General features: G+C 57.4%; 1 protein-coding gene. It reads right to left on the bottom strand.

Going from position 1 to position 383, the window contains the following annotated elements; genetic code table 11:
• Nucleotides 1-383: putative Ig domain-containing protein (locus HMPREF2792_RS09285; RefSeq protein ID WP_158011597.1), on the bottom strand; the 383-nt coding region annotated here is incomplete at both ends.

The following is a 383-nucleotide window of genomic DNA, read 5'->3' as shown; positions in this document are numbered from 1 at the left end:
TCCTTCGGATCGGTGCCGGCTTCCTTCTCCTGCTCATCAGTGAAGCCATCGCCGTCATCATCGGTATCAGTCTTATCCGGCTCACCGTCGCCATCAGTGTCACGCTGAACCGTGATGGTCTTCTTGCCAGTAGCGACTTCGTTGCCGTCCTTGTCGGTGATGGTGACCGTGACCTCAACGTCACGCTCTTCCTCTTCCGGACCCCAGTCGGTGATCTTGTCCGGGGTACCCGTGACCTGGCCGGTGGTCGGATCAACCGTCAGGCCTCCAGGCAGGTTATCAACCTTAACCTTGCCGTTTTCCGGAACGCTCTTCGCGGTATCGAACGGATCAACCGGCTTACCCTCAACAACGGTCTTCTTATCCGTCACCACAGAAGCATC

Origin of the sequence: Corynebacterium sp. HMSC068H04 (assembly GCF_001811255.1) — a bacterium.
GTDB lineage: Bacteria > Actinomycetota > Actinomycetes > Mycobacteriales > Mycobacteriaceae > Corynebacterium > Corynebacterium hesseae.
This window is presented reverse-complemented; position numbering and strand designations above follow the sequence as displayed.